Here is an 18,579-nt window from a genome sequence, read left to right as displayed (position 1 = left end):
CCTTCAGCGGACAGCTTAACTGGCGACAGCCTTGCTGTTATCACGTTTAACCGCGGGTTTGCCCGAAAATAAAAATTTCAGTACGGGAACCCGTAAATGCAGTTCATACAGGACCAGCGCAATACCGATAACAAAGACCAGCCCGCATAAAAAGCCCAGCAGATTCGACGTAATATGCGGCGTAATATACGCGCCGAAAAACAGCGTTAGTGGATGATGCACCAGATAGATGAAAAGCGATGCATTCACAAAATAGGTGACGCGAGCGGACTGGAAATTAAGTAAACGGTGGCCCAGCGAAAAGACCACGTTAACCATCCACAATCCCATCAGCATGGTAATGACGTATTCTGTTTCATACATCCAGGCATCGCCGCTGCCATAACGCTGGTTCAGCAGGTAGGCAACGAAGGCGAGCGCCGCAGCCAGCGTGCATCCGCGTGACGGTACGGTAAACAGCGCTTTCAGCGCCGGGTTGATGAATGCCAGCGCGCCCAGGATAAAGAAAGGGAGATAAAACAGCGTTTGCATGACGACGAAATTGAACATGCCATCGCTAAGAATAGAGGGATAAATGATAAAAATGGCGCGTCTCAGCGCGGCGTAACCGACGCCAAGGATAAAGAAGATAAGCGTCAATTTGGTCATCGAAACGGCGGCGAATAACGGCTTCGTTGTGCGTTCCGCGCTTTTTTTGATTTGGCTGAATGCCCACATGCTCAGGGTTGTTAATACAACAAGCACTAATAAAAACCACAGATGAGAAATTAATTCCCAGGCCAGCGTATTGTATTTCTCATACAAAGAAAGCGTGTGCCAGTTCTCGGTTTTCCCTTTGACAAATTGCAGCATGATAAATTGCGGCAAGGTGAGTAAAGGAATGGCCGTCAGCATAGGAATACCTACGCGTTCAACACGCACTTTCCACCAGCGTTTTAATGGATAACGCAGGAATAACATGTACGAAAAATAACCGGAAATAACAAAAAAGACCTGCATGCGAAATGCGTGGACAAAATCGTTAAACAGGGTCAGCCACCATGAGGGCTCTGCGCTGTTGATATGCCAGGTATGGCTTGAATAGATCAACGAGATATGAAAGGGGATCCCCAACAACATCAGCCAGGCGCGGATGGAGTCAAGAAAATATTCACGCTGTGGAGGTACTGGATTCATAGATAGATACATATTCTCAGACTTTTCGTCTTATCCCTGGGACGAATAATGTTTACATTCGGGGGCAACCCTACACGAAGTCCAACAACCTGTCTCCAGGATAAGCACGCAAAGTGAAAACAGGAGCAAAACCTGCTTAATCCATGAGCCAGCGCGCTGAACAAAGCCGGGATTCAGTTGTCGGATTGCCTGATTATCCATTAAAATGGATCGGATCGATATAAGCACACAAAGGGGGAAGTGCTTACTTATTATGAAACATAAACGACAAATGATGAAAATGCGTTGGTTGGGCGCGGCGGTAATGTTAACGCTGTACACATCGTCGAGTTGGGCGTTCACCATCGATGATGTTGCAAAACAAGCTCAATCCTTAGCCGGTAAAGGCTATGAGGCGCCGAAAAGTAACTTGCCCTCCGTTTTCCGCGACATGAAATATGCGGACTATCAGCAGATCCAGTTTAACCGTGATAAAGCGTACTGGAGCAATATCAAGACCCCATTCAAGCTCGAGTTCTACCACCAGGGTATGTACTTCGACACACCGGTCAGGATCAACGAAGTTACCGCGACGACGGTAAAAAGAATCAAATACAACCCGGACTATTTCAATTTTGGCGATGTTCAGCATGATAAAGACACCGTCAAAGACCTCGGCTTCGCCGGGTTCAAAGTGCTGTACCCGATCAACAGCAAAGACAAAAACGATGAAATCGTCAGCATGCTCGGTGCCAGCTATTTCCGCGTCATTGGCGCAGGCCAGGTCTATGGCCTTTCCGCGCGTGGTCTGGCGATTGATACCGCGCTGCCTTCCGGTGAGGAATTTCCCCGCTTTCGCGAGTTCTGGATTGAGCGTCCAAAACCGACTGACAAACGTTTGACCATCTATGCGTTGCTCGATTCCCCGCGTGCGACCGGGGCATACCGCTTCGTCATCATCCCTGGGCGTGACACCGTGGTGGACGTTCAGTCGAAAGTCTACCTGCGTGATAAAGTCGGTAAACTGGGCGTTGCGCCGTTAACCAGCATGTTCCTGTTTGGGCCGAACCAGCCGTCTCCGGCAACCAACTATCGCCCGGAATTGCACGACTCTAACGGGTTGTCTATCCATGCGGGCAACGGTGAATGGATCTGGCGCCCGCTGAATAACCCGAAACATCTCGCGGTGAGCAGCTATGCGATGGAAAACCCGCAAGGGTTCGGCTTGCTGCAACGCGGCCGCCAGTTCTCGCGCTTTGAAGATTTAGACGATCGCTATGACCTGCGCCCAAGCGCCTGGATCACGCCGAAAGGCGAGTGGGGCAAAGGGAAAATCGAACTGGTGGAAATTCCGACCAACGATGAAACTAACGATAACATCGTGGCCTACTGGACGCCGGATCAACTGCCTGAAGCAGGCAAAGAGATGAACTTCAAGTACACCATGACGTTTACCCGCGATGAAGAGAAACTTCATGCGCCGGAGAATGCCTGGGTTCAGCAGACGCGTCGCTCTACGGGCGATGTCAAACAGTCTAACCTGATTCGCCAGCCTGACGGCACCATCGCCTTCGTCGTGGATTTTGTCGGCACAGATATGAAAAAGCTGCCGCAGGATACCCCTGTCACGGCGCAAACCAGTATTGGCGATAACGGCGAAATCGTTGAGAACTCAGTGCGTTATAACCCGGTGACGAAAGGCTGGCGTTTGACGCTGCGCGTAAAAGTGAAAGACGCGAAGAAAACCACTGAAATGCGTGCTGCGTTGGTGAATGCCGATCAGCCGTTGAGTGAAACCTGGAGCTACCAGTTACCTGCCAATGAATAAGACAACTGAGTATATTGACGCAATGCCGCTTTCAGACATTGAGAAAGCGGCGCTGCCGAAAACGGACATCCGCGCCGTCCATGAGGCGCTGGATGTTGAGCATCGAGCTTACTCGCGAGAAGACGATTCACCGCAGGGATCTGTTAAAGCGCGCCTTGAGCAGGCCTGGCCGGATTCGCTGGCCGAAGGGCAACTGATTAAGGATGATGAGGGACGCGATCAGTTGCAGGCAATGCCGAAAGCGACGCGTTCTTCTATGTTCCCCGATCCCTGGCGCACCAACCCGCTGGGTCGTTTCTGGGACCGCTTGCGCGGCCGGGACGTGACGCCGCGTTATCTCTCCCGCCTGACGAAAGAAGAGCAGGAGAACGAGCAAAAATGGCGTACCGTCGGGACAATCCGCCGCTACATCCTGTTGCTGCTGACGCTGGCGCAGACGGTGGTTGCGACCTGGTATATGAAGACCATTCTTCCTTACCAGGGCTGGGCGCTCATCAATCCCGCCGACATGATCGGGCAGGATCTGTGGGTCTCCTTTATGCAACTGCTGCCGTATGTGCTGCAAACCGGCATCCTGATCCTGTTCGCCGTGCTGTTCTGCTGGGTGTCTGCGGGGTTCTGGACCGCGCTTATGGGCTTCCTGCAACTGCTGATTGGCCGCGATAAATACAGTATTTCGGCGTCAACGGTGGGAAATGAGCCGCTGAATCCAGAGCACCGTACCGCGTTGATTATGCCTATCTGCAACGAGGACGTTGACCGCGTGTTCGCAGGGCTACGCGCTACGTGGGAATCGGTTAAAGCCACCGGCAACGCAGCGCATTTCGACGTCTATATCCTGAGCGATAGCTACAACCCCGATATCTGCGTGGCGGAACAAAAAGCGTGGATGGAGCTGATTGCTGAAGTGCAGGGCGAAGGACAGATTTTCTATCGCCGTCGCCGCCGTCGTGTGAAGCGCAAAAGCGGCAATATCGATGACTTCTGCCGTCGCTGGGGCAACCAGTACAGCTACATGGTGGTGCTGGACGCTGACTCGGTGATGACCGGCGAGTGTCTGAGCGGCCTGGTGCGTCTGATGGAAGCGAACCCGAATGCCGGGATCATCCAGTCGTCGCCGAAAGCGTCCGGTATGGATACGCTGTATGCACGTTGCCAGCAGTTTGCTACCCGCGTGTACGGCTCGCTGTTTACCGCCGGGCTGCACTTCTGGCAGTTAGGCGAATCGCATTACTGGGGCCACAACGCGATTATTCGCGTGAAGCCATTCATCGAACACTGTGCGCTTGCGCCGCTGCCGGGCGAAGGATCGTTCGCGGGTTCCATCCTCTCGCACGACTTCGTGGAAGCGGCGTTAATGCGTCGTGCAGGGTGGGGCGTCTGGATTGCCTACGACCTGCCGGGTTCGTATGAAGAACTGCCGCCGAACCTGCTGGATGAACTTAAGCGTGACCGCCGCTGGTGTCATGGCAACCTGATGAACTTCCGCCTGTTCCTGGTGAAAGGAATGCACCCGGTTCACCGTGCGGTGTTCCTGACGGGGGTTATGTCTTACCTGTCGGCGCCGCTGTGGTTTATGTTCCTGGCGCTTTCCACCGCTTTGCAGGTAGTTCATGCGTTGACCGAACCGCAATACTTCCTGCAACCGCGCCAGCTGTTCCCGGTCTGGCCGCAGTGGCGCCCCGAACTGGCGATTGCGCTGTTTGCATCCACGATGGTGCTGCTGTTCCTGCCGAAGCTGCTGAGTATTATGCTCATCTGGTGTAAGGGCACAAAAGAGTATGGCGGATTTGTGCGCGTAACGCTGTCGCTGCTGCTGGAAGTGCTGTTTTCTGTGCTGCTGGCGCCGGTACGCATGTTGTTCCACACGGTGTTTGTGGTGAGCGCATTCCTCGGCTGGGAAGTGGTCTGGAATTCACCGCAGCGTGACGATGACTCTACTCCGTGGGGTGAAGCCTTCATGCGTCACGGTTCCCAGCTGCTGCTCGGCCTGGTATGGGCGGTTGGCATGGCCTGGCTGGATTTACGTTTCCTGTTCTGGCTGGCGCCGATTGTCTTCTCGCTGATCCTGTCGCCGTTTGTGTCCGTGGTTTCCAGCCGTTCAACGGTAGGCTTGCGCACCAAACGCTGGAAACTGTTCCTCATCCCGGAAGAGTATTCCCCGCCGCAGGTGCTGGTGGATACTGACAAATACCTGGCGATGAACCGCAATCGCACGCTGGATGACGGCTTTATGCACGCAGTGTTTAATCCGTCGTTTAACGCGCTGGCTACGGCGATGGCTACGGCCCGTCACCGCGCCAGTAAGGTGCTGGAGATTGCGCGCGACCGCCATGTGGAGCAGGCGCTGAATGAAACGCCGGAAAAACTGAATCGCGATCGCCGTCTGGTGTTGTTGAGCGATCCGGTGACGATGGCGCGTTTACACTATCGCGTCTGGAATTCACCGGAAAGATACTCATCGTGGGTTAACTACTATCAGGGTATCAATCTGAACCCACTGGCGTTGCAGAAGAAGTAAGCCGTAGCGGCCTGATAAACGTGGCGTTTATCAGGCCGACAAATATGCGCTGACAATTATCTGAAAATACCGGCCTGCTGCCGGTATTTTTTTATACTGAACAAAACGACGAATGAGGTATCCGGTGCGAATAATCGTGGTTGGCGTAATGGCGCTACTTCTGAGTGGGTGCGGCAGCATCATTAGCAGGACGATCCCCGGACAAGGGCACGGCAATCAATACTATCCCGGCGTGCAGTGGGATGTCCGGGATTCCGCGTGGCGCTATGTCACGGTTCTCGATCTGCCGTTTTCACTGGTTTTTGATACGCTGCTGCTGCCGCTGGATATACACCACGGCCCTTATGAGTAGTTAACGCTCATCCCACTCATCCGCCGCAGTCTGGCCTTCTTCGGTATCCAGAGGCGGCTCAAGCTGAAATTCACCGTCATCCCACTCATGCAGAGTGTTCTCTTCCAGCCACTCCTGACGAATCTCTATCTCATCATAATCGCCGTCAAAGACGCTTTGCGCCGCTTCGCCACTCAGCATTGGCAGACATTCGCCTTCTTCGCCTTCATCGGCAAAAAACTCGGCTTGCCACATGATGTCGCCATCCTGTAGCACGTATTTCTGGATATTGAGTTGTTGAACATTGGCTTCATCTTGTTCGAGGTCCGGGTTGTCAGCCAGAAACTCTTCACGGGCTGCATCAATGGCTTCTTCCAGCGTGGCGTACATAGTCATCACTGTCTCCCTTTGATTTGATGAGGTATTCAGGGAAAGAATAGCTGATTCTCCGGTTTTGCAAGTATGAAAGCGCAAAAATCATTTTGCCGCGAGGGTCTCTCTGCGCCGCCGCAGGCTGTTCCACGAATAAATTGCGTTGAACAACACGACGCCTGCGGTGACGCAAAACACGGCGCGAAAACCGTAGCTGGCAGAAATAGCCGCCCCCATTAACGGGCCTGTGACGTTGCCAATATCGCGAAATGACTGGTTGTAACTGAAAATGCGCCCGGCGATCTGATTGCTGGCGTTATAGACCAGCAGAGTCTGTACGGCAGGGAGCAGGGCGCCGTCCGCCGCGCCAAGTAAAAAGCGCAGCACGCCAAGCTGCCAGGGCGTTTGTACGAATGACATCGGGATCAGCAGCAGGACAGAGATAATCAGGGCGGTAATCAGGATCTTTTCGGGGCCAATGCGATCCCCCAGTTTGCCGAGCCGGGGCGCGCTGAGCAACGCCGCCACGCCGGGCACCGAGGCGATCATTCCGCTGATAAATGCGATATTGCTGACGTTACCGGCTAGCTCTCTCACATATAACGTCAGAATAGGCGCGATCGATCCGGTTGCAACCTGAATGATCAGCGTGGTGACGAACAGGCTCAAAACCAGCTTTGGGTTTTTTAGTGAGCCAACGACCTCCCGAACGTGCAACATCTCCTTTTTGCTGACAGGCTGAAAACGCTCGCGAATAAAAAAGAGCGTCAGTAAGAAACAGACCAACAGCACGCTGGCGGTGATGAAAAAGACAGGGCGTAATCCGTACTGGTCGGCAAGCAATCCGCCCGCCAGAGGGCCGAGCAACGCGCCGCTGACGCCGCCAGTAGAAAGCGTTCCTAACGCCCAGCCGCTCTTATTACGCGGCACCTGAGTGGCGATAAGCGCATTTGCGTTTGGCACAAATCCGCCGAGCAGGCCTAACAATGCGCGCAGGATCAGAAACTGCCAGATGTTCTGCGCCAGCCCCATCAGCAGCATAACCATCGCCATGCCGAGGGCTGAGCGCAGCAGCATGATCTTTCGCCCTTTGCGATCGGCCAGCCCGCCCCAAAAAGGCGAGGCAATAGCGGAAAACAGGAAGGTGATACTGAAAACCAGCCCCGACCACATATTCAGCGCGCTGTGGCCCGTTACGCCGAGCTGCTCAACGTAGAGAGGTAAAAATGGCATCACCAGGCTAAACGCCGCGCCGGTCAAAAAACAGCCCAGCCAGGCTACGGTGAGATTGCGTTTCCAGTTTATGGGGACATCAGAGGGTGACATAGCGATCCGCAGTGTGATGCGCTGTTTGCGCTATCATCAGAATAAAAATAAGGCAATACTCTCTTATTATGCGCCTGCCTGCTGAGGGCGGCAATGTGAGTAGCTTTTAAAGCTAAAAGAGGCGATGAGAAGGTGCAACCGTCGCCCGGCTGCACCTGATGAATCAGTAACGGGAGGGCATACCTTCAGGACGCGTTTTGAAACGGCGGTGCAACCACATGTATTGCTCGGGCGCCATCATGATGCATTTCTCTACGATCGTGTTCATCCAGGCCGCGGTGGTTTCGGCGTCATCCAGCGGTGGTGAGCATTCCGGCGGCAGGAGAATCAGCTCATAGCCTTTGCCATCGGGTTTACGACGCGGAACAAACGGCACCAGACAGGCGTTGGACATCCGGGAGAGCATCCAGGTTCCTGACGTGGTGGCGGCCTGTTCCACGGCAAACAGCGGGACAAACACGCTGGCGCGCGGGCCATAGTCATGATCCGGCGCATACCAGACCACTTCACCTTTTTTCAGTGCTTTGATCATGCCTTTCAGGTCTTTGCGATCGAGCATCGACTTGTTGGAGCGCATACGTCCCCAGGTTTGTAGCCAGTCGAGCAACGGATTGTCATTCGGACGATAAACGCCAATGCCAGGCTGTTGCAAACCAAACTGGCGCGCGCCCAGCTCCAGCGTCAGAAAGTGCAGGCCAACCAGCAGAATCCCTCGCTCCCGGGCCTGAACGTCGCGGATATGCTCAACGCCGCTGACATCTGTCCAGCGTGAAATACGGCGGTCGGACCAGAACCAGGCCATGCCGGTTTCCATCACGCCCATCCCGACAGACTCGAAGTTCTTCACCACCATCTGGTGGCGTTCTTGCTCGCTCATCTGCGGAAAGCACAATTCAAGATTACGATAGGCGATGCGGGCGCGGCGCTTCATAAAACGCAACGCCAGACGTCCCATTGCACAACCCAGTTTGTAAATCACCGGGTAGGGCAATTGCACGACCAACCAAAGAGCACCAATACCCAGCCAGGTTAACCAATAACGTGGATGCAGTAGCGCAACGGAGAACTTAGGTAAATTCGTCATCTCTATCCTGTCTGTAAACGAGCAATTCCCTGTATTGTCGCATTTTTTCGTGTACAGCAAAAATTTGTGGTTGGAGAACGACGATAAAAGCGGCAATTGTTGTTAATTTCTTAGTATGAAGAATGAAATGTAGCGCAAAATGTGTGGATGTAAATTGGCGATGTTTGCTTTATGATGCCGCCCGATTTCATTTTTACTGATTGCAGGATACGTACACCATGCCAGTGTTACACAACCGCATTTCGAACGATGCGCTTAAAGCCCGGATGTTAGCTGAAACGGAGCCGCGCACGACTATCTCTTTTTATAAATATTTCACGATCGTCGATCCGCAGAGCACGCGCGACGTGTTGTACCAGATGTTTACTTCGCTGAATGTTTTTGGTCGCGTTTATCTGGCGCGTGAAGGTATTAACGCGCAGATCAGCGTGCCGCAAAGTCAGGTCGCGACGTTTCGTGAGCAGCTGTATGCGTTTGATCCCGCATTAAACGGCTTGCGTCTGAATATTGCGCTGGACGATGACGGTAAGTCCTTCTGGGTGCTGCGTATGAAAGTACGCGAGCGGATTGTGGCCGATGGTATCGACGATCCGAATTTTGATGCCAGCGACGTTGGCGAGTACCTGAAAGCGGCGGAAGTGAACGCCATGCTGGACGATCCTGATGCCGTGTTTATCGACATGCGTAACCACTACGAATATGAAGTGGGGCATTTCGAAAATGCGCTGGAAATTCCGGCTGACACGTTCCGCGAACAGTTGCCGAAAGCTGTTGAAATGATGCAGGAGCATAGAGACAAGAAAATCGTCATGTACTGTACGGGCGGTATTCGTTGTGAAAAAGCCAGCGCCTGGATGAAGCATAACGGTTTTAACAAAGTGTGGCACATTGAGGGCGGCATCATTGAGTACGCGCGTAAGGCGCGCGAGCAGGGACTGCCGGTGCGTTTCATTGGTAAGAACTTTGTGTTTGATGAGCGCATGGGAGAGCGGATCTCTGATGAGGTTATCGCGCATTGCCACCAGTGCGGCACACCGTGCGACAGCCATACCAACTGTAAAAATGATGGCTGCCATCTGCTGTTTATTCAGTGCCCGGCTTGCGCCGAGAAGTTTAAAGGCTGCTGTAGCGAGCTGTGCTGTGAAGAGAGCAGTTTGCCGGAAGAGGAACAGCGCCGTCGCCGCGCTGGCCGTGAAAATGGCAATAAAATCTTCAATAAATCGCGTGGTCGCCTGAATACCCAACTGGGCATTCCCGACCCGGCGGAATAACGTAGCGCCATCCGCCATTACGCCCGGTGGCGCTTTGCTTACCGGGCCTGCAATGTGTGCTGAAGGCGACACTGTCATCCGGCATTGCGCCCGGTGGCGCTTTGCTTACCGGGCCTACAATGTGTGCTGAAGGCGACGCTGTCATCCGGCATTGCGCCCGGTGGCGCTCCGCTTACCGGGCCTACAATATGTGCTGCTGTAGGCCGGATAAGGCGAAGCCGCCATCCGGCATTCGTTACTTCTGCTGTACGCCTTCCACCGAGATAATTAAATCGACTTCCTGCGATGCAGGGCCGAGGTCGGTGGTGATGTTGAAGTCTTTCAGCTTAATTTTACCTTCCGCTTCAAAGCCCGCGCGCTTCCCGCCCCACGGATCGTCACCCTGGCCGATCAGCTTCGCTTCCAGCGTGACCGGTTTGGTGACGCCATTGAGCGTCAGGTCGCCGGTGATATCCAGCCCGTCGCCATCTTTTTTCACGCTGGTCGAGGTAAACGTCGCCTGCGGGAATTTCGCCACGTTCAGGAAATCAGCGCTACGCAGGTGCTTATCACGCTCCGCATGGTTGGTATCAACGCTGTTGGTGTTAATGGTGACGTTCACTTTATCCGCTGCCGGATTTTTTTCATCGAAGGTAAATGTTCCGTCGAAATCTTTGAACGTCCCGTACAGCCAGCTGTAACCCAGGTGCTGGATACGGAAGTTAACGAAGGCGTGTTGTCCCTCTTTATCAATTTTATAGTCTGCCGCGATTGCAGAACCAGTGGTGAATAACAGGGAAGCAAAAGTCAGTCCCAGCAGGCTTTTTTTCATTTTTCAACTCCATAGTCAGGCGACGATCTCCCCAGCATACGCTTCAGGGTGTCGTCTTTATCGATGAAATGGTGCTTCAGGGCCATTAGCCCATGCAGAACAGACAAAATCACAACGCTCCAGGCCAGCCACAGGTGCAGGCTACCGGCAAGATCGGCCTGAGCGCCCGCGTCGGCCAGCGTGGCGGGCACGTCAAACCACCCAAACACGCTGATCGGTTTGCCGTCGGCGGTTGAGATCAGATAGCCGCTGATCACAATGGCGAAGAGCAGAAGATACAGCGCAAGGTGGCCCACCGCCGCACCCAGACGGGTCAGGCGTGAATAGCTTTTCAGCGCCTTTGGCGGTGGTGAGACGAAACGCCAGAAAACACGTATAACCAGCCCCATCATTAGCAGGATGCCGATACTTTTATGCAATTCCGGCGCCTGGTGATACCAGCCATCGTAATAGCTGAGCGTCACCATCCATAAACCCAGGGCAAACATGCCGTATACAACAATGGCGACCAGCCAGTGAAGCAATACAGAAATGGCGCCATAGCGCTGAGGAGTATTTTTGAATTGCATAAACACACCAATGGATATTTCAGGAGAGAATGAAAATGACCTGTTAGAGACATTAATGCAACTAATAAATAACAATCCTGGCGATATTTGTTTTTATTTCAATAAAATTGATTGAATTTGTCATTGTGCGTCAGAAGATTCGAGGTGATTAGCGGTTTTATCTATATGGGGCAGGAGGGCGGGAGGTTTCTTATTGGTCAAATTATTACAATGAAAGTTAGAGTAATCTCAGGTTTTGTCAATTTTTGTCAGCTGAAATAAATTAAAAGAACATGATATAAATAATGTCCATGATGGCCAGCAGCGACCATAAAATAACGTAGAGCATAAAATGCTCACGAATATTATTGATCAGATAGTGAAAAATACGACGCACAGCCTGACTCCTCAAAAAGAAACGGCCCCGTTTGCGAGGCCATTGGGTCATTATTGCGTAAAGCGCTTCAGTTTGAATGGCGTCAGGTCAAAAGCCGGCGATTTACCCTGCGCGAAATCGGCGGCAATCTCACCTAATACCGAGGCGAACTTAAAGCCGTGGCCGCTCAGACCGGTGACGATCAGCGTATTATCATGTCCCGGTAATGTATCGATAATAAAATCTTCATCCGGGGAATTATCATAGGTACAGGCGGCGCCGTTCAGGCAGCAGCCAATGCCGGGCAGGATAGTGCGCAAGAAGGGGAACGCTTCGGAACCATCGCTGGCGACGGCGGCAAACGGCTTGCGCTCTTCCGGTGAGTGAATCAACTGACCACCGTTGTGTTTTCCTATTTTTAATGCGTCGTTTTCGGCGGGAAAACCGTAATACTGATCGCCGTTCGGGAGTTCTCCAGTGAACGCCGGGAAGTTATTTTTCATGCTGTAGCGCCCGTCAGCCTGATACCAGGCAAAAACTTTACGAACGGGTTGGATGGGGAGTTCCGGCACTAGCGCCTGTACCCATGTACCGGCACTGATCAGCACTTTCTTCGCGCGGTATTCGCCGTCAGCGGTTTCAACGGTAACGCCGTCGTTATCGTGGTGAAGGGCAGTGACGGGGCAGTTAAAGAGCTGCGCGCAGCCGGCCTCTTCGGCAAGGCGAACCCAGGTTTTGATCGCCAGTTCACTGCGCAGAAAACCGGAGTCCGTTTCGAACAGGCCAATGTAGTTGTCAGGGACGCGAATTTCAGGCCAGCGCGCCATGATGGCGGCGGCATCCAGTTGCTCAACGTTTAACTGCCATTGCTGTGCGCTGTGCGCCACGTTCGCCAGAAATGGCGAGTCCGCCGGGCCGAGGTTTATGACGCCGGAGCGAACGAAGATGGGATCTTCATTATGCGTTGAAAGCTCTTCCCATAACGTTTGCGCACGCAGCACCAGAGGAACGTATTTCTCACCCTCGCCATAAGCGTGACGGATTAACCGGGTATCGCCGTGATGGCTGCCCTGTTGATGTGGCGGCATATGGGCATCTGTCATCAGAACCTTCAGTCCGGCGCGAGTGGCATAATATCCGGCTGCGGCGCCGACGGAACCGCTGCCAATAATGATTAAGTCGTATTTCATCAGCTTCTCTCTGCTATCGCGATTATTGCAGGGTAAATAAGTGAATTGAGATATACAAGTTATACTCGTCATGCTTTCGGATTGCCGTCGCGGCGGCGCGTTTGTCGGCCGACTTTCTGTCAGTGGAATTATTGAGGGTATGAAACGATAAAGGCACCTTTTAAGGTGCCTTTGGGTGGAGGGGTCGCGTCACGTTAATGACGGCGATACTCATTTTCCTGGTAATCGCCAGATTCAATTTTGGCGATGCCTGCTTCTAATATCGAAATAAATTGTCTGGCAACATCGGTGGTTAACCAGAGCGTCTGACCAACTTCAGTCCCATCAGGGTCAGGGCGATTCGGGGTCTGGTAGTGCAAACGCAACATCAGCGCATCATAGCTGTCAACGGTGCTGATGTCCCATCCTACAAGCGGATGAGTCTGAATGACTTCATTATTCTTTTCCATTATGCCCCCTAATACGTGTTACAAGACAACGGTTTTCGAGGTTCAATGCGTGTTTTTTTCTGAAGCAACTTCAGTATATCAATAAATAAGGCTATTCACTGGAAATTTAAAGGGTGACAGAATAAATTTCTTCTTTTTAAGAATTATGTGCACAATAAAACAGCATGTTATTCATATTTTTTTGGCATGTTGTGCAGTTATTTTGAGTAATGGATTAAAAAGCGACCAGTTGCGCAAATAAAAAAGCCGGGGCGACCCGGCAAAAACGAACATTACTGCATATCATTTTTTATTCATTGACGAACCAGTCATCCGCGCTTTCCCAGGTTTCCTGTAGGATTTCGCTGATGCGTTCTTTATCCTCTTTTGTCGCGCCAATGACCGACAAATTGTTGGCTGCGGCATAACGGACGACAACATTGCCCGCGTTATCTGGAAAAGAGTGATGGATACGGCGGGAGAGTTCACCGGCCAGCGCGTCAATCGCGCCAGCAGGCAAAGGTGACGTTTTCGCTATAGTGACTTCAATACGCATAATGGCCCCCTGTTGAATATACTGTGTATTTATACAGTTAACCTTTCCGGCTTACAACAGTTGGCCACATTTTTTTTATTATTTTACTGACCAGCGTACGCGCTCGCCGCCGAGGAAGGGCACCAGTGAGTCATCGGCAAGCGTGATGCTTTCCGGGACGAGCTGCTCTTCGCGTACCAGTTCAACGTAGGTTTCATTGACCGGCAGGCCGTAGAACCGTGGCCCATTGAGTGAGCAGAACGCTTCAAAATGCGCGAGGGCGTTCATCTCTTCAAAGACCGTAGCGTAGCTGCCAAGCGCCGTCGGGGCATTAAAGCAGCCTGCGCAGCCGCAGCTGGTTTCTTTCCGATGACGGGCGTGCGGCGCGGAGTCGGTACCGAGGAAGGCGCGGCTAAATCCGCTGGCGACCAGTTCACGCAAGGCCTGCTGGTGGACGTTACGTTTGAGGATCGGCAGGCAATACAGATGCGGGCGAATTCCGCCGACCAGCATATGGTTGCGATTAAACAGCAGATGCTGTGGCGTGATGGTGGCGGCTAACAGCTCGTTGCCGTCGCGAACGTACTCTGCGGCATCTTTGGTGGTAATGTGCTCAAACACGACCTTCAACGCCGTCAGACGCTGGCGCAGCGGCTCCATCACCGTTTCAATAAACCGTGCTTCGCGGTCAAAAATATCGATATCAGCATGGGTAACTTCGCCGTGTACCAGCAACGGCATGCCGAGTTTTTCCATGCGCTCCAGTACCGGCATGATCGTATCGACAGAGGTGACGCCGTGGCTGGAGTTGGTGGTCGCGTTGGCCGGATAGAGTTTTGCTGCGGTAAAGACGCCTTCGCGGAATCCGCGCTCAAGCTCATCAGGATCAAGCGTATCCGTTAAGTAGCAGGTCATCAGTGGGGTAAAGTCATGCCCGGCAGGAACGGCATCAAGAATGCGCTGGCGGTATGCGATGGCCGCATCGACCGTCGTAACAGGCGGCGCCAGGTTCGGCATCACTATCGCGCGGCCATAAATTTCACTGGTGTAAGGCACGACAGTTTTTAACATGTCGCCATCGCGAAGGTGAACGTGCCAGTCGTCTGGGCGGCGGATCTTTAAAACCTGGGATGGTGCAGTCATTAATATGCTCCGGCTGGGGGGATAGTCATTTTTGCCGGAAACCAAGGATAAGCGGAAACGTTTTCGTTTGCACGAAAAAAAAGGGCGCAAATGCGCCCTGGTGCGTTAGTCGGTGAACGGGATGATGATTTCGCCCGGTTTAACCTCTATGCCTTTGGCATATTTTTTCGCCAGCGCTTCGCCTTTGCTGCTGTCTTCACGCAAAACGTAGGCCGGTTGCTGATTAAAATAATTACGCAACGACTGATTCAGGTAAGGCATCAGCGTTTGCAGCACCGATTGCATTTTTTCCGGCGTTACGGTTGCATCCACCACTTCCATTTCTTGCAGATAAATCGCGCCTTTTTCTTTGTTAAAGACCGGTAGCGCTTTCAGCTTCAGTTTCATGGTGGCTTTCTGGCTGCCAAACAGGGAGCTCATATCCAGGTTCGCATCACCGGTTAGCGTGACTTTGTTGGGCTCTTCCCGGCCAATCTGGCTGCTGAGATTCGTCAGAACAATATGCGCATCCGCGATGCCCGGTAAGCCAATGTCTTTGGAAAAATTATTCCGTTTTTCAAGCGCCTGATTAATTTCTTGCTCGCTTACCGTGTACTGCGTGAGTTGGTTGCAGCCAACCAACAGGCCGCTAACCAACAATGCAGCGGCAAAGACAATCTTTTTCATGGGGTTCCTCAACATGATGCCCGTGTCGTAATCCTGACACAAAGCAGCATGTGGCACCAGCACGCCGCGTACCAGCAGAAAAAACTGAAAGGGTGGCGGCATGGCGCCTCCACCCACAAACATTAGAGGGCCATAGACGATAACAGGTTGATTTGCGTCTGTTTTGCCATGTTATCACGGTAATCAGCGACCCGGGTTGGCCAGTTTATGCCTGCGACCAGCGTCAGGTTACGTAATAACGGGAACAGATGAATATCGTCTTCAGACAGTTCACCGTTCACGGCATTAGGCTGCACAATCAATTTATCCAGCGCGCGCAGATCGTCGCTGATGTTTTTGATGAGCCCACTGGAATGCGCCAGATTTTCGCCAAAGTCGCCAATCATGGCCTCTTTTTTCTCGGTGAAGTATTTCCGCGCCGACGGCGTGGAGAACTCATCAAATGCCGATTTTGCGAAACGCGGAAGGAGCAGGCGATTGGCGTAACCGTTAACTTTGCGTAGCCACTCATCAATCGCGGGGTTCTGTTTTCCGATCAGCAAGGGTTTGCCGTCAAGGTTGTCCACATAATGGACGATATCCATACTTTCGGGCAGATAACGGCTGTCGTCCTTTTGCAGAATGGGCACCATTTTTTTGCCGATCATGCGGGTGGGCGTTGCGTCGTCGTCGTTTGCCAGGACGTTTAGCTCAACGGGAATATTTTTCAGGCCGAAAATCATGCGGGCTTTGATGCAGAAAGGGCAGTGATCGTAAATATAAAGCTTCACGTTTCTCCTCCATTTAACTGTCGGTTCTCTTTCAGTATGGAGGAGATGAAAGCAGGTATCAAATCAGGCGCCTGGCTCCAGCATGCCGCGTGGCGTCCGTTTGTGGCTGAATTGCCAGCCGAGCGCAAGAAAGGTCATGATTCCGATTACCCCAAGCATCATCCAGGGCAGTTCAGGCTGTTGCAGCGCTTTCCCCATATCGAACAACCATCCTCCGCCGATATACCCTATCGCGCCGCCAATGGCTAAACCCAGTCGACTGAAGCCCATATAGCTGCCGCGCGCCCGCGCATCGGCCAGTGAGGCGCTGAGCGTTTCACGCGCTGGTTCCGCAATGACCGAGCCGATATAGAACGTGCAAATGAGCGTGAAGAGCTGCTGTAAATTACCGACCAGCCCGACAGGCAACATACTGAGCGACATCAGCAGCAGTCCGGCCATCAGGCGGTGCTCCAGGCGAAAACGTTTCTCGCTCCAGCGGGCGATTGGGTAGAGCAGCGTCAGCGAGAGGCAGGCTTCGATCGCATACATCCACTTGACGGCGGACGGTGATCCCGCGATGTCATTGACCATGATGGGCAGCATCAGCATCACCTGTACGGCCAGCATGTAGTATCCCGCCAGGGTCAGCACGTAAGTCACGAACCGTTTGTCCGCCATGACGCGCCCCATGCCCTCGCGTACCGGGATTTTCACCGTTGACAGCTTCCACGCCGGAAGCAGCCAGGCGTTAAACGCGGCGCACAAAACGAACAGTACCGCCCCCGTCGCGCATACCAGACGAAAGTCATACTGCAACAACCAGCTACCCAATAGCGCGCCAGTCACGGCGCCCGCGCTGTCCTGCATCATCAACAGCGAAAAGAAACGACCGCGTTGTTCAGGGCGAATCAGCTTGACGACCAGCGCAGAGCGCGGCGGATCGAAAAGGGTGCCGCCAAGCCCGGAAAGAAAGCAGGAAAACCAGAGCAGCCAGGGCTCATGGGCGATCCCCATCGTCGCGAATCCGGCTGCGCGCATAAGCATCCCGGTAACAATCATTGGCTTCGCGCCAAAACGGTCGGCAATCGCGCCGCCAAAAATGCCCAGCCCTTGCTGGATGAACTGGCGCAGGCCGAGCGCAATGCCGACCATCAATGCCGCCCAGCCCATCTGGTCGACAAAGCGAATGGAGATCAGTGGAAACACCACGAAAAAGCCTAATACGACCAGCATATTATCGATGAGCAGGAAATATTTACCCAGGTTCCTGGCCTGCGAGACACGCGACATTTCCCCTCCCGGGAAAGACACTCGTCATCCTTCACGTCGCAGGCGCGTCGGCGGCGTTCGCACTCCCCGGCCACGTATTTCTGTGCGCTTTCAGGGAGTGATTCGCTTGCCGCCGTCCTGCAACTCGAATTCTGTTGAGTTTAAAAGGTGAGCACCTTCTATTCTGCGGTGTCGGCGCGTTTTTTCCCACCTTTGCCGGGACAATATTTTTTTATCAAAAGTCCATCTTGATAGAGAGTTTTCATCAAAATGTGTGAATAAGCCAAAAAATGACGATTTGCACTTTTCACAGAGCGTACAGGCGCAGGTATAGTAACGTTATCAGGGTGTGAAGACGTTACGGGAAGGAGTAGGTATAGAATGTTTGGCTATCGCAGTAACGTGCCAAAAGTACGCTTAACAACCGACCGTCTGGTTGTGCGTTTAGTACATGAGCGTGATGCCTGGCGTCTGGCCGATTATTACGCGGAAAATCGTCATTTTTTAAAACCCTGGGAACCCGTTCGTGATGAAAGCCACTGCTATCCTTCGGGCTGGCAGGCGCGTCTGAGCATGATCGCCGAGTTTCACAAACAGGGTTCAGCGTTCTATTTCGCGCTGCTCGACCCGGAAGAGAAAGAGATCATCGGCGTGGCCAATTTTTCTAACGTGGTGCGTGGCTCATTCCACGCCTGTTATCTGGGATACTCCATCGCACAAAAGTGGCAGGGGCAGGGGCTGATGTATGAGGCCTTAACCTCGGCGATTCGCTATATGCAGCGTACGCAACATATTCACCGTATTATGGCGAACTATATGCCGCATAATAAGCGCAGCGGCGACTTGCTGGCGCGACTCGGCTTTGAAAAAGAAGGGTATGCGAAAGATTACCTGTTGATTGACGGACAGTGGCGCGATCATGTGCTGACGGCGTTGACGACGACTGAATGGACCCCCGGTCGCTAAGGAGAGG

At 53.0% G+C, this 18,579-nt stretch carries 19 protein-coding genes; 5 read left to right on the top strand and 14 right to left on the bottom strand.

All coding sequences use genetic code 11. The features are described 5' to 3' along the window. Positions 1–15 precede the first annotated feature (15 nt). Complete coding sequence (gene mdoC / locus OGX80_RS09815) at positions 16–1,176, bottom strand: glucans biosynthesis protein MdoC (RefSeq protein WP_012132882.1); 1,161 nt, start codon at positions 1,174–1,176, stop codon at positions 16–18. 271 nt (positions 1,177–1,447) lie between these two features. Here mdoC and mdoG point away from each other — a divergent pair, with 271 nt between their 5' ends. The 3 genes from mdoG (at position 1,448) to OGX80_RS09800 (ending at position 5,856) form a co-directional block, all read left to right on the top strand. Further along, positions 1,448–2,983, top strand: a complete 1,536-nt coding sequence (mdoG, locus tag OGX80_RS09810) for a glucans biosynthesis protein MdoG (RefSeq protein ID WP_077956924.1) — start codon at positions 1,448–1,450, stop codon at positions 2,981–2,983. After that, entirely contained in the window at positions 2,976–5,504 is a 2,529-nt protein-coding gene (gene mdoH / locus OGX80_RS09805; protein WP_286471180.1) for a glucans biosynthesis glucosyltransferase MdoH, read from the top strand. Before mdoG ends, mdoH begins: the two co-directional genes overlap by 8 nt. A 124-nt stretch (positions 5,505–5,628) precedes the next feature. Further along, a complete protein-coding gene (locus OGX80_RS09800; protein WP_024130446.1) occupies positions 5,629–5,856 on the top strand; it encodes a YceK/YidQ family lipoprotein in 228 nt (75 codons plus the stop codon). Here the strand turns inward: OGX80_RS09800 and OGX80_RS09795 are convergent, their stop codons facing one another. From OGX80_RS09795 to OGX80_RS09785, 3 genes are all read right to left on the bottom strand, one after another. Beyond that, positions 5,857–6,231, bottom strand: coding sequence for a MysB family protein (locus tag OGX80_RS09795; protein WP_115181731.1), 375 nt, complete (start codon positions 6,229–6,231; stop codon positions 5,857–5,859). Between the two features lie 81 nt (positions 6,232–6,312). Then, positions 6,313–7,533: a multidrug efflux MFS transporter MdtG gene (gene mdtG, locus OGX80_RS09790; protein ID WP_071258243.1), complete on the bottom strand. Its 1,221-nt coding sequence runs from the start codon at positions 7,531–7,533 to the stop codon at positions 6,313–6,315. Between the two features lie 163 nt (positions 7,534–7,696). Next, a complete protein-coding gene (locus OGX80_RS09785; RefSeq protein WP_047457570.1) occupies positions 7,697–8,617 on the bottom strand; it encodes a Kdo(2)-lipid IV(A) acyltransferase in 921 nt (306 codons plus the stop codon). A gap of 218 nt (positions 8,618–8,835) precedes the next feature. Here OGX80_RS09785 and trhO point away from each other — a divergent pair, with 218 nt between their 5' ends. Then, complete coding sequence (gene trhO, locus OGX80_RS09780; protein WP_115181730.1) at positions 8,836–9,888, top strand: oxygen-dependent tRNA uridine(34) hydroxylase TrhO; 1,053 nt, start codon at positions 8,836–8,838, stop codon at positions 9,886–9,888. A 235-nt stretch (positions 9,889–10,123) separates the two neighbouring features. On the opposite strand, the gene OGX80_RS09775 is transcribed toward trhO, so the two are convergent. The 10 genes from OGX80_RS09775 to mdtH all read right to left on the bottom strand — a co-directional run bounded on the left by OGX80_RS09775 (position 10,124) and on the right by mdtH (position 17,627). Continuing rightward, positions 10,124–10,699 carry a YceI family protein gene (locus OGX80_RS09775; RefSeq protein WP_115181729.1) on the bottom strand — a complete coding sequence of 192 codons (576 nt, stop codon included), beginning with the start codon at positions 10,697–10,699 and terminating at the stop codon, positions 10,124–10,126. Next, complete coding sequence (locus tag OGX80_RS09770; RefSeq protein ID WP_012132871.1) at positions 10,696–11,268, bottom strand: cytochrome b; 573 nt, start codon at positions 11,266–11,268, stop codon at positions 10,696–10,698. The genes OGX80_RS09775 and OGX80_RS09770 overlap by 4 nt, the downstream gene beginning before the upstream one ends. Positions 11,269–11,530: 262 nt before the next feature. Then, positions 11,531–11,644 carry a YceO family protein gene (locus OGX80_RS09765; protein ID WP_047457560.1) on the bottom strand — a complete coding sequence of 38 codons (114 nt, stop codon included), beginning with the start codon at positions 11,642–11,644 and terminating at the stop codon, positions 11,531–11,533. 50 nt (positions 11,645–11,694) lie between these two features. Continuing rightward, on the bottom strand, positions 11,695–12,813 hold the full coding sequence (solA, locus tag OGX80_RS09760) for an N-methyl-L-tryptophan oxidase (protein ID WP_115181728.1): 1,119 nt from the start codon (positions 12,811–12,813) through the stop codon (positions 11,695–11,697). Between the two features lie 194 nt (positions 12,814–13,007). Then, the gene (gene bssS / locus OGX80_RS09755) at positions 13,008–13,262 is read right to left on the bottom strand and encodes a biofilm formation regulator BssS (protein ID WP_012132867.1); all 255 of its coding nucleotides are present in this window, start codon (positions 13,260–13,262) and stop codon (positions 13,008–13,010) included. Positions 13,263–13,551: 289 nt separating this feature from the next. Continuing rightward, positions 13,552–13,797, bottom strand: coding sequence for a DNA damage-inducible protein I (gene dinI / locus OGX80_RS09750; protein ID WP_012132864.1), 246 nt, complete (start codon positions 13,795–13,797; stop codon positions 13,552–13,554). A 78-nt stretch (positions 13,798–13,875) separates the two neighbouring features. After that, a complete protein-coding gene (gene pyrC, locus OGX80_RS09745) occupies positions 13,876–14,919 on the bottom strand; it encodes a dihydroorotase (RefSeq protein ID WP_058668995.1) in 1,044 nt (347 codons plus the stop codon). Positions 14,920–15,024: 105 nt separating this feature from the next. After that, positions 15,025–15,585, bottom strand: coding sequence for a lipoprotein (locus OGX80_RS09740; RefSeq protein WP_024130445.1), 561 nt, complete (start codon positions 15,583–15,585; stop codon positions 15,025–15,027). A gap of 122 nt (positions 15,586–15,707) precedes the next feature. Beyond that, positions 15,708–16,355, bottom strand: coding sequence for a glutaredoxin 2 (gene grxB, locus OGX80_RS09735; RefSeq protein WP_115181727.1), 648 nt, complete (start codon positions 16,353–16,355; stop codon positions 15,708–15,710). Between the two features lie 63 nt (positions 16,356–16,418). Beyond that, positions 16,419–17,627 (bottom strand): multidrug efflux MFS transporter MdtH, encoded by a 1,209-nt coding sequence (mdtH, locus tag OGX80_RS09730; protein ID WP_012132860.1) that lies wholly within the window; start codon positions 17,625–17,627, stop codon positions 16,419–16,421. 360 nt (positions 17,628–17,987) lie between these two features. Between mdtH and rimJ the strand changes: the two genes are divergently transcribed. Next, on the top strand, positions 17,988–18,572 hold the full coding sequence (gene rimJ / locus OGX80_RS09725; protein WP_024130443.1) for a ribosomal protein S5-alanine N-acetyltransferase: 585 nt from the start codon (positions 17,988–17,990) through the stop codon (positions 18,570–18,572). The last annotated feature ends 7 nt before the right edge of the window (positions 18,573–18,579 follow it).

This window comes from Citrobacter sp. CK194 (genome assembly GCF_030333395.1).
GTDB classification, from domain to species: Bacteria; Pseudomonadota; Gammaproteobacteria; order Enterobacterales; family Enterobacteriaceae; genus Citrobacter_B; species Citrobacter_B koseri.
The sequence above is the reverse complement of the archived record's forward strand: the minus strand, read 5'-3'. Positions and strand labels throughout refer to the sequence as shown.